This is a genomic window from Nocardiopsis sp. NPDC057823 (genome assembly GCF_042797335.1).
GTDB lineage: Bacteria > Actinomycetota > Actinomycetes > Streptosporangiales > Streptosporangiaceae > Nocardiopsis > Nocardiopsis changdeensis.
Map to the genome: position 1 here is coordinate 185,773 of NZ_JBHVLR010000014.1, position 10,748 is coordinate 196,520.

Annotated in this window: 11 protein-coding genes; 8 read left to right on the forward strand and 3 right to left on the reverse strand. The window is 73.9% G+C overall.

Annotated elements, in window-relative coordinates:
* Positions 1 to 59 precede the first annotated feature (59 nt).
* On the reverse strand, positions 60 to 731 hold the full coding sequence (locus ACFVNO_RS22100) for a GntR family transcriptional regulator (protein WP_220561944.1): 672 nt from the start codon (positions 729 to 731) through the stop codon (positions 60 to 62).
* Positions 732 to 833: 102 nt separating this feature from the next.
* Here ACFVNO_RS22100 and ACFVNO_RS22105 point away from each other — a divergent pair, with 102 nt between their 5' ends.
* The 7 genes from ACFVNO_RS22105 (at position 834) to ACFVNO_RS22135 (ending at position 6,984) form a co-directional block, all read left to right on the forward strand.
* Entirely contained in the window at positions 834 to 1,592 is a 759-nt protein-coding gene (locus ACFVNO_RS22105; RefSeq protein ID WP_355264720.1) for an aldolase/citrate lyase family protein, read from the forward strand.
* Positions 1,592 to 2,389, forward strand: coding sequence for a carbon-nitrogen hydrolase family protein (locus ACFVNO_RS22110; protein WP_220561946.1), 798 nt, complete (start codon positions 1,592 to 1,594; stop codon positions 2,387 to 2,389). The genes ACFVNO_RS22105 and ACFVNO_RS22110 overlap by 1 nt, the downstream gene beginning before the upstream one ends.
* A 4-nt stretch (positions 2,390 to 2,393) precedes the next feature.
* Positions 2,394 to 3,509, forward strand: a complete 1,116-nt coding sequence (locus ACFVNO_RS22115; protein ID WP_355264723.1) for a C4-dicarboxylate TRAP transporter substrate-binding protein — start codon at positions 2,394 to 2,396, stop codon at positions 3,507 to 3,509.
* Entirely contained in the window at positions 3,506 to 4,117 is a 612-nt protein-coding gene (locus ACFVNO_RS22120) for a TRAP transporter small permease (RefSeq protein ID WP_355264726.1), read from the forward strand. The genes ACFVNO_RS22115 and ACFVNO_RS22120 overlap by 4 nt, the downstream gene beginning before the upstream one ends.
* Positions 4,114 to 5,547, forward strand: a complete 1,434-nt coding sequence (locus tag ACFVNO_RS22125; protein ID WP_378895424.1) for a TRAP transporter large permease — start codon at positions 4,114 to 4,116, stop codon at positions 5,545 to 5,547. The genes ACFVNO_RS22120 and ACFVNO_RS22125 overlap by 4 nt, the downstream gene beginning before the upstream one ends.
* 32 nt (positions 5,548 to 5,579) lie before the next feature.
* Positions 5,580 to 6,227 carry an RraA family protein gene (locus ACFVNO_RS22130; protein WP_220561950.1) on the forward strand — a complete coding sequence of 216 codons (648 nt, stop codon included), beginning with the start codon at positions 5,580 to 5,582 and terminating at the stop codon, positions 6,225 to 6,227.
* Positions 6,228 to 6,348: 121 nt separating this feature from the next.
* Positions 6,349 to 6,984 (forward strand): histidine phosphatase family protein, encoded by a 636-nt coding sequence (locus ACFVNO_RS22135; protein WP_355264732.1) that lies wholly within the window; start codon positions 6,349 to 6,351, stop codon positions 6,982 to 6,984.
* A gap of 78 nt (positions 6,985 to 7,062) precedes the next feature.
* On the opposite strand, the gene aroQ is transcribed toward ACFVNO_RS22135, so the two are convergent.
* The gene (gene aroQ / locus ACFVNO_RS22140; protein WP_220561952.1) at positions 7,063 to 7,536 is read right to left on the reverse strand and encodes a type II 3-dehydroquinate dehydratase; all 474 of its coding nucleotides are present in this window, start codon (positions 7,534 to 7,536) and stop codon (positions 7,063 to 7,065) included.
* Between the two features lie 138 nt (positions 7,537 to 7,674).
* On the opposite strand from aroQ, the gene ACFVNO_RS22145 reads away from it, so the two are divergent.
* Positions 7,675 to 9,483, forward strand: a complete 1,809-nt coding sequence (locus ACFVNO_RS22145; protein ID WP_355264735.1) for an acyl-CoA dehydrogenase — start codon at positions 7,675 to 7,677, stop codon at positions 9,481 to 9,483.
* Positions 9,484 to 9,498: 15 nt separating this feature from the next.
* On the opposite strand, the gene ACFVNO_RS22150 is transcribed toward ACFVNO_RS22145, so the two are convergent.
* On the reverse strand, positions 9,499 to 10,748 hold a 1,250-nt coding region (locus ACFVNO_RS22150), incomplete at its 5' end, for an MFS transporter (RefSeq protein ID WP_378895427.1).

Consider the following 10,748-nt stretch of genomic DNA (forward strand, 5'->3'; position numbering starts at 1 on the left):
GCGCGCCCGCGAGCTGCCGGGCGGGGTCCGGGGCGTGTCCCCCGCCGCGGGCGGGGCCGTCAGCCGGGGAAGGCCCGCACGACCTCGGGGACCTCGCGCAGGTGCGTGGCGAGGACGGCCACGGCCGCCTCTCCGTCGTGCTCGGCCAGCCGGTCGGCGATCATCCGGTGCTCGCGCTCGATGGTGTCCAGGCGCTCGGGGGCCTCGGTGATGGTCCGCACCGACAGGCGCACCTGCCGGGGGCGCATCGCCTCGTACATCTCGGCGAGGACGGCGTTGCCGCGGTGGCGGACGATCGAGCCGTGGAAGGCCTGGTCGAGGCGGGCCATCGTGTTCCAGTCGCGTTCGCGCCCGGCGGCCTCCATCGCCTCGATCAGCCCGCGGGCGTCGGCGGGGGCCCCGCGCCGGTGCCGGCAGATCTCCGTCGCGGCGTGCGACTCGATGACGAAACGGGCCTGGTAGATCTCCTTCATCTCGGTGGAGGTGACGACACGGACCTGCGCGCCGCGGCGCGGGACCAGCTCCACGAAGCTCTCGGCCTGGAGCCGGTGGAGGGCCTCGCGCACGGGGGTGCGCGAGGTGCCGACCTCGCCGGCCAGCGCCACCTCGTCGAGGAACTGCCCCTCGGCGTACCTTCCCGAAAGGATGGCCTCGCCGATCCATTCGTAGGCGCGTTCGCGCGCGGACCGCCTTACGGTGCCGGGGTTTCCGCTGTTCGCTTGTTCTTCCACCTTCCCACCCTACCTTTGCACTCGGTGGATGCACCATGTATACATGTTGTCCACAGCACAGGATTTCATGCTGTGGATCACAGTCGTTCGGCAAGGAGCAGTGTGAGCGCGCAAGGAGACAAGAGGCACGCCGTCTGGTTGACGGAGCCCTCGACGGCGGCCGTGGAGATGGCCCACCTGGCCGGATTCGGCACCGTCGTCCTCGACATCGAGCACGGCCTGTTCGACCTGGCGGCCCTGGACTCCCTCATCCCGTTCATCCGGGCCAAGGGCATGGACGTCATCGCCAAGGTGCTGGGGCCCGAGCGCGGCCCGATCCAGCAGGCTTTGGACTTCGGGGCGACCGCGGTGGCGATCCCCCACGTGGAGTCGGTGGAGCACGCCGCCCGGGTCTGCGGGTACGCCAAGTTCCCCCCTCTGGGGGACCGCTCCTTCGCAGGTGGGAGGACCTCCGGCTACCGTGGCTTCACCGACGAGTGGGTGACGCGGCAGGACCGGGGGACGCGCTGCTACCCGATGATCGAGGACGCCTCGGCGTTCGCCGACATCGAGGCCATCCTGGAGCTGCCCGTCGTCGACGGCATCTTCATCGGCCCCTCGGACCTCTCCCTGCGCCGCGACCGCGGCGCCTACGGGGTCACCGAGGCCGACCTGGACGACCTGCGGCACCTGGCCCGGGCCGCCCGCGCCGCCGGGAAGCCCTGGATCCTGCCCGCCTGGAGCCCGGCGGAGCAGCGCCTGGCCGTGGAGGAGGGGGCCGCGACCATCGTGACCACCATGCAGTACGGCGCCATGTTCGCCGGATTCACCGGGGCGATCGACGCCCTGCGCACCATCGAGAACGACCTGAGGAGCCGTTGATGACCCTGAACGTCGCCGTCGCCCAGTTCGCCCCCACCGAGGACAAGGGCGCGAACCTGGCCGAGATCGAACGCCTCCTGCGCGAGGCCGCCGCCCGCGGCGCACGCCTGGTCGTCCTCCCCGAGTACGCGGTGTACACCGCCCCCGCCATGGACGACCGCTTCGTCGACAGCGCCGAGCCCCTGGACGGCCCCACCGTGTCCCGGCTCCGGAAGCTGACCGCCGAACTCGGCGTCTTCGCCATCGCCGGGGTCAACGAGACCGCCGGGCGGGGCCGCATCCACAACACCCTCGTCGCCCTGGGCGAGGGCGAGGTCCGCGCCGTCTACCGCAAGGTGCACCTCTACGACGCCTTCGGCTACAAGGAGTCCGACCGCGTCCTGGCCGCCGACCCGGCCGCGCCCGAGCTGCTGGAGGTCGACGGGTTCACGGTGGGCATGCAGACCTGCTACGACCTGCGCTTCCCGGAGACCACCCGGACCCTGGTGGACGCCGGCGCGGACGTCGTCGCCCTGCCCGCCGAGTGGGTCCCCGGCCCGCTCAAGGAGTACCACTGGAACACCCTGCTGCGCGCCCGGGCGATCGAGAACACCGTCTACGTTCTCGCCGCCGACCAGAGCGGCCCGACCGGCTCGGGCAACAGCGCGGTCGTGGACCCCATGGGCATCGCCCTGGCCTCGCTCGGCGAGGCCCCCGGCGTCGGGACGGCCGTCCTGGAGCGGTCGCGCCTCGACGCGGTCCGCAAGGCCAACCCCGCCCTGTCCCTGCGGCGCTACCGCGTGACACCAGCGAAGTGACGCCATGAAGGCATTCGGATCCCACACCCCGAACAGGGTCCGGCGGCGGCTCCGGTGGGCCGCCGCCGGCGCGGCCCTGGCGATCACCGCGACCGCGTGCTCCGGCACCCCCGGCACCGACGGCACCTACGTCCTGCACTACACGACGTACTCCAACTCCACCTCCGACCAGTCCCGCGCCATCCAGCGGTGGGCCGAGGAGGTCGAGGAGGCGACCGGCGGCGGCGTCACCGTCCGCTTCCACTACTCGCAGAGCCTGGTGGGCGCGGACGAGTCGGTGCAGGCCACCCTGGACGGCCGCGCCGACATGGCCCAGGTCGGCTCCATCTACGCCGCCTCGGACCTGTCCATGTTCACCGTCATCGAGCTCCCGTTCGAGACCAAGAACCCCGAGGTGCAGATGACCGCCATCGAGCGCCTCTACGAGGAGAACGAGGTCTACCGGGAGGACTTCGACCGCCAGGGCGTGCGCCTGCTCTTCCCCCTGCCGCTGGGCATCGCCGCGGTGGGGCTCCAGGAGGAGGCGGACGACCTGGACGACCTGCGCGGCCGGAGCGTCCGGGCGGGCGGCCTGACCTCCGAGGTCATGCTCGCCGCCGGGGCCAACCCGGTCGCCATGACGGCCAACGACATCTACGAGTCCATGTCCCGGGGCGTGGTGGACGGCTACACCTCGCTGGCCATCGCCAACCTGCCCACCTTCGGCCTGTCCACGAGCACCCCGTACGTCATGGACCCCGGGATCGGGGCGTACTCGTCCTCGATCGTGGTCATCAACGAGGAGCTCTTCCAGTCCATGCCGCAGGAGTACCGCGACGCCCTGACGGAGGCCTCCTCCCGGGGGATCTCCCACGGTCTGGAGGAGATGGACGCCCTGGGCGGGACCGCCTGCACGGAACTGAAGGAGTCCGGGGCGCGGTTCTCCTCGCTGCCCGAGGAGCAGGTGGCCGAGCTGCGCGACGAGGTGGACGCCGCCGAGACCTGGGTCGCCCGCTACGAGGAGCGCGGCTACGACGCCCGGTCGGTCCTGGACGACTACCGGCGGATCATCGCCGAGGAGACCGAGTCCTCCGACTACGCCGACCCGCTGATCGCCTGCATGGAAGGGGAGGACGCATGAACCGGCTCCGTCCGCCGCGGCCCCTCACCGCCGTGTCGACCGCCTTCGGCCTCGCCGCGGGCCTGCTGCTGCTCGCCCTGATGCTGCTGACCGTGGCCGACGTGGTGAGCCGCAACGCCCTGGGCAGCTCGATCCTGGGCACCGTCGACATCTCCACGCTGCTCCTGGTGATGGTCGCCTTCCTGGGACTGGCCGCCGCCGAGATCGACGGCAGGCACGTCTCCGTGGGCCTGATCGAGACGCGCCTGGGCGAGCGCACCCGGACGGTCCTGTCGGGCCTGCGCGCCCTCCTGCTGCTGGTCATCGGCGGGCTGATGGTCTGGGGCCTGGCCGAGGTGCTGTTCAGCGCCGTCGACCGCAGCGAGACCACCAACGACATCCTGCGCCTGGCGACCTGGCCGGCCAAGCTCGTCCTCTTCGTGTCCTTCCTGCTGTTCTTCGCGGCGGCCGTCTGGCGGGAGGTGCTCGAACTCCGGGCCCGCCTGGCCGGCGAGGCCTCCGGGGACGCGGTGGCGGACCTGGTCGAGGCGGCGGGCGTCCCCGAGGCCGCGGACACCGCCCCGGAACCGGTGTCCGCGGCCCGCCACGACGAGGAGGTCGGACGATGACCGGGGGAACGCTCCTGATCCTGCTCGCGGTGGTCGCGGTCTTCCTGGGGCTGCTCGCGATCAGGCTCCACGTCGGGCTCTCGCTCATGCTGGCGGGCCTGCTCGGCATCGTGCTCATGCGCAGCACCGACGCCGCGGTCAGCACGGTGGCCAACCAGCCCTACTCCACGGCCGCCGACTACTCGCTGACCATCATCCCGCTGTTCATCCTCATGGGCGTGTTCGCCGTGCACGCCCGGCTCGCCCAGGCGGGGTTCGACCTCGCCTCCCGGGTGCTGCGCCGCCTGCCGGGCGGCACCGCGCTGGCGTCGCTGTCCGGGTCGGGGCTCTTCGCCGCCGTCACGGGCTCCAGCGTCGCCACCGTGGCGACCATGGCGCGGGTGTCCACGGACGCCATCGTCAAGGCCGGGCACGGCCTGCGCCTGGCCGCGGGCGTCGTCTGCGCCGGGGGCACGCTCGGCGTGCTCATCCCGCCGTCGATCGTGCTGGTGCTGTACGGCGTGGTGACCGAGGAGAACATCGGGCAGCTGCTGCTGGCGGGCATCGGCCCGGGCCTGCTGACGATCCTCGTCTACGCGGTCACCATCATGCTGCTCGTCGCGGCCGGCAAGCGCCGCCGGGCGGCGCGCGCCGCGGAACGCGAGAAGGTCGGGGCCGCGGCGCCCGGCTCCGCGGGCTCCCCCGCGGCGGCCGCGGACGGCCCGGACGCGGACGGCTCGGACGCGGACCCCGCGCCCGAGGCCGGCCCCGAGGGGAACCGCCCCCCGCCCCTGGACCTGGTCGGCTTCGGCTTCCTGGTGGTCATCTTCGCCGTGTCCATCGGCACGATCTACCTGGGCGTGGCCACCGCCACCGAGGCCGCCTCGTTCGGCGCCGTGTCGGCGTTCGTCATCCTGCTCCTGCGCACCCGCCCGCCCCGGTGGATGCGGGTGGTGAAGGAGTCGGTGACCGAGGCCGTCGGGCTGACCGCCATGACGTTCCTGCTCATGGTCGGCGCCGGGGTGTTCACCTACTTCCTCGCCCTGTCCGGGGCGAGCACCGCGGTGGTGAACGCGGTCCTGGCCGCGGACCTGCCCCCCTACCTGGTCCTGGTGCTGTGCCTGCTGGTGCTGCTGCCGCTGGGCATGTTCCTCGACGGGATCTCCATGATCCTCATCGCGGGGCCGCTGCTGCACCCGATCCTGGTCGGCTACGGGTTCGACGGCATCTGGCTGGGCGTGCTCATCGTGAAGGTGGCCGAGATGGCGCTCATCACGCCGCCGGTCGGCATGAACGCCTTCGTGTACTCCGGCGCCGTGCCCGAGGCCGGGCTGGGGCGGATCTTCCGCGGCATCGTGCCCTTCATCGTCGCCGACGTCATCGTCGTGGCCGTCCTCATCCTCGTCCCCGAGATCACCACCTTCATCCCCTACCTCTCCAGCGCGCAGTAGGCACGCGCCCCACCGACCGGAAAGGACCCGACTTGTTCACCGTCAACGACATGCCGCGGCAGATCGACGCGTCCATCGTCTCCGAGCTGTCCCAGGTGTGCGTCTCCACCCTCGGCCACCTGCGCGACCACGGCTTCGCCCTGGGGCTGACGCCCAACCGGCGCCCGCTGAAGTTCGTCGGCACGGCCGTCACGGTGCGCATCCCGCACCTGGACTCCACGGCCGTCCACATGGCCGCGGACATGCTGCGGCCCGGCGACGTGCTCGTCGTCGACCAGTCCGGCGACCTCGCGCGGTCGTGCTTCGGCGGCCTGGTCTCCTACACCGCCAAGGCCCGCGGCGCGGTCGGCGCGGTCATCGACGGCTCGGTCAACGACCACGACGAGACCCTCGCCTACGACCTGCCCGTCCTCTCCCGCGGCTACAGCCCCCTGACCACCCGCATCGCCGGGATCGAGGGTGCGATCAACGTCCCCGTGAGCATCGCCGGCGCGGTCGTGCGCCCGGGGGACGTGGTGTTCGCCGACTCCGACGGCGTGGCGTTCCTGGCGCCGGAGGAGGCGGTGGGCCTGGGCGCCCTGCTCAAGGCCAAGGAGGACGCCGAGATCCCGGCGCGGGAGTCCATCTCCGCGGGCGGGTCCATCGCCGAGTTCTCCGGGGCCGCCGCGTACCGGCCCTGACGGACGCCCCGCGGAGGGGCCGGGGACCGTCGGTCCCCGGCCCCTCCGCGTACCCGTCCCCGGTGCGCTCCGGCCCGCCCCCGGGCGCCGCGGCCGCGGGCCGCACTCGTACTCTGGGGCGATGCCGAGCATCTACCTCATCCGCCACGGCAAGGCATCGCCGGAGGCGGAGGACTACGACGAGCTGAGTCCCACCGGATACGAGCAGGCGCGGCTGCTGGGCGCCGAGCTCGAGCGACGCGGGCTGCGCCCGGGCCCCGTGTTCTCGGGGTCGCTGCGCAGGCAGCGCCAGACCGCGGCGGCCGCCCTGGCCGAGGCCGGGATCGACGCCGAGCCGACGGTCGACGAGCGCTGGAACGAGTACGACCACCTGGGGCTGCTGGCCCGGCACCCCGTCGCCGAGGGCACCCTCCAGGAGCGGTTGGACGCCGGGCTGTCGGCGTGGATGGCCGCCGGGGGCGACGGGCCGGGCAGCTGGGAGGCGTTCCGCGGCGGGGTGCGGGCGGCGCTGGAGGACACGGTCGCCGGACTGGGCCGGGGCGAGACGGCCCTGGTGTTCACGTCGGCGGGGGTGGTCGCGGCGGTGTGCGCGGCGCTGCTGCGGGCCCCGGCGCACGGGTTCCTGGAGCTGAACCGGATCGTGGTGAACGGGTCGCTCACCAAGGTGGTGCACGGGCGCGGCGGCACCCGGCTGCTGTCGTTCAACGACCACGCGCACCTGGAGCAGGCCGGGGCGGCGCTGACGACCTTCCGCTGAGGCGGGTGTGCCGCGCGTCCGTGCGCCCCATGGAAACCGACCGGTCGGTACCGGGGGGCGCACGGACGCGCGCGGGCCTCAGCCCAGGGTGCCGCGTTCGGCCGCCCGGCCCAGGACCGCGCGCAGCGCCAGCTCGTAGCCGGGCACCCCGCAGCCGGCGATGTACCCGGCGGCCACCGGGGCGGTGACCGAGGTGTGCCGGAACCCCTCTCGGGCGTACACGTTGGAGATGTGCACCTCCACCACGGGCGCCTCGATGGCGTCGACGGCGTCGCGCAGGGCGATGCTGTAATGGGCGTACGCGCCGGGGTTCATGACCACGCCGGCCCAGCCGCGGGCGGCGTGCAGCCGGTCGACCATCTCCCCCTCGCCGTTGCTCTGCGCGCAGACCACCTCCACGCCCAGCTCCCTGCCGAGCGCGGCGACCCGGGCCTCGACCTCGGCGAGGGTGGTGGTGCCGTACTGGCCGGGGTCGCGGGTGCCGAGCAGGTTGAGGTTGGGCCCGTTGAGCAGCAGGACGGTGCGGGACGGGTCGGCGGCGGGAGTGGACACGGGGCTCCTTGTCGAAGGCGGTCGGACGTGCACGCCCAGCGTAGGACCCCGGGGCCCCCGCCGCCCCGGCCGCCCGGCGGGTTCCCCGAACGGATACCATACCGACCAGTCGGTCAATCACTCCGAGGAGGCGACCCCGTGGCGTCCACCCTGCTGTCCGCGCGCGACCTGCGATTCCTGCTCTACGAATGGCTCGACGCCGAGTCCCTCACCCGGCGCCCCCACTACGCCGACCACTCCCGCGAGACCCTCGACGGCGCCCTGGAGCTGGCCGAACGCGTCGCCACCGACCACTTCGCCCCGCACAACAAGGCCAACGACGCCAACGAGCCGCGCTTCGACGGCGAACGCGTCCACGTGATCCCCGAGGTCAAGAAGGCCCTGGAGGTCCTGGCCGAGACCGGCCTCAACGCGCTCGGCCTGCCCGCCTCCGTGGGCGGCGGGCAGATCCCCCACGTGGTGGCCAGCGCGTGCAGCGCCTGGTTCCAGGCCGCCAACCTGGGCTCCTCCGCCTACCCCTTCCTCACCGTCGGCAACGCCCGGCTGCTGCTCGCCCACGGCACCCCCGAGCAGGTCGACACCTACGTGCGGCCCATGGTGGAGGGCCGGTTCACCGGCACCATGTGCCTGTCCGAGCCGCAGGCCGGCAGCTCCCTGGCCGACATCACCACCCGCGCGCAGGACGCCGGGGACGGCACGTACCGGCTGTTCGGCAACAAGATGTGGATCTCGGCGGGCGACCACGAGCTCACCGAGAACATCGTCCACCTGGTGCTGGCCAAGATCCCCGGCGGCCCGCCCGGGGTCAAGGGCATCTCGCTGTTCATCGTGCCCAAGTACCTGGTGAACGCCGACGGGTCGGTCGGCGAGCGCAACGACGTCGTCCCCGCCGGCCTCAACCACAAGATGGGCTACCGCGGCACCGTCAACGCGCTGCTCAACTTCGGCGAGGGCGCGCACACCCCCGGCGGGGAGCCCGGCGCGGTCGGCTACCTGGTCGGGGAGCCGCACCAGGGGCTGCGCTACATGTTCCACATGATGAACGGCGCCCGGATCGGGGTGGGGGCGGGCGCCGCCGCCGTCGGCTACACCGGGTACCTGAAGTCGCTGGCCTACGCCCGCGAGCGCCTCCAGGGCCGCCCGCTGGGCGACAAGGACCCGGCGAACCCGCCGGTGCCGATCATCGAGCACACCGACGTGCGGCGGATGCTGCTGGCGCAGAAGAGCTACGTGGAGGGGGCGATGGCCCTGGTCCTGTACTGCGCCCGGCTGGTCGACGAGGCCGCCACCGCCGACGGCGCCGCGGACCGCGAGCGGGCCGACGCCCTGCTGGACGTGCTCACCCCCCTCGTCAAGAGCTGGCCCTCGCAGTGGTGCCTGGAGGCCAACAGCCTGGCGATCCAGGTGCACGGCGGCTACGGGTACACGCGCGAGTACGACGTGGAGCAGCACTACCGGGACAACCGGCTCAACGCGATCCACGAGGGCACCCACGGGATCCAGGCCCTGGACCTGCTGGGCCGCAAGGCGGTGCAGGGCGGCGGGGCCGGGCTGGGGCTGCTGGTGGAGACCGCGCGCGCCGCCTCCGCCCGGGCCCGCGGCCTGGGCGGGGACGAGGCGGAGTTCGCCGGGCTGCTGGACGCCGCCCTGGACCGGGTCGTGCGGACCACGGCGGAGGCCTGGGCGAACGGCGACCCGGCGGAGGCGCTGGCCAACGCCACCCCCTACATGGAGGCCGTCGGGCACGTGGTGGTGGCGTGGATGTGGCTGGAGCAGCTGGTGGCCGCGCACGGTAGGAGCGACGCCCCGGGCGAGGCGTTCTACGCGGGCAAGCGGGCGGCGGCCGCGTACTTCTTCCGGCACGAGCTGCCGCGCACCGGGCCGCAGTTCGACCTGGTGTCCTCCCGCGACCGCACCGTCCTGGACACGCCGGCCGACGCCCTCTGACCCGGGCCCCGGCCCTCACCCGCGGTCACCCGCCGCCACGGCGGCGGGTGACCCGGCGGGGGCGACGAGGGCGCCCAGCAGCGCGACGGCCCCCAGGGCGAAGAACACCGGCGCGTAGCCGCCCGCGGCCCCGGCGGCGAGAGCGCACACCCCCGGCGCGAGCGCGGCAGCGAGCGCGATCGGGGTATGCATGATGCTGTTGAGCGTGGTGTAGTGCTCGGGGCCCCACCGGTCGGCGATCGCCGTGGCCTGCACCAGCGTGAGCAGGCCGCGCCCGGCGCCCACCGCGAGCGCCGCCGCGAACAGTGCGGCCGGGGCGGCGCCCGCCAGGGCGAGCACCGCCGTGAGCACGGCCCCCGACGCGCAGACCAGCAGCACCGCCACCGCCCGCGTCCCCGGACGGCTGCGGGGCTCCCAGGGGGCGTAGACGAGGCGGCCCAGCACCTGGCCGATACCGGTGGCGCCCAGGACCCAGGCCGCCTCGGCGGTGCCGAACCCGTGCTCCCGCAGGAACGGGACGAGGTCGACGACCACCGCGTGGACGGTGAAGGCGCCCAGTGCCAGGGCCGCGGTCAGCGCCCAGAACGCCCGCCCGGCCATCACCCCGCGCACGGCCCGGCGGCCGGACTCCGGGTCGCCGTGGGGCGTCCACTCCGCGCGCAGCGCCCACAGGTGCAGGGGCGCCACGACCAGGGCGACGAGGGCGGCCAGGGCCAGGAGGGCGCCGCGCCAGCCGAGGTGGGCCTCCAGCAGCGCGGCGAGCGGGGCGAACACCGTCCCGGCGAACCCCCCGACCAGGGTCAGGGTGGTGACCGCGCGGACCCGGGCCGACCGGTACCAGTGGGTGAGGGCGGCGAACGCGGTCGGGTAGAAGAGCCCGGCGGCGGCGAGCCCCGCCGCCTGCCAGGCCGCCGCGAACACCCACAGCGACGGCGCCAGGGCGCAGGCGGCCAGTGCCGCCGCGCCCAGGACCGCGGCGGCGGTCATCACCGGCCGGGGGCCGCGCAGGCGCAGCCAGCGGCCGACCAGCGGGGCGACCAGGGCCGCCAGCACCTGGGAGCCGGAGAAGAGCGCGGTGAGGACGATGAGGGACCAGCCGGTGCCGAGGGAGACCGCGGGGGCCAGCACGGGGAAGGCGTAGAACAGCGCGCCCTGGCTGACGGTGACGGTGACGCACAGGGCGGGCAGCGCCCGCCGCGCCCCCGGCACCGGACCGGGGGCCGCGGCGTCGGCGGGCGCGTCCGCCCGGCGGGCGGACGCGGGAC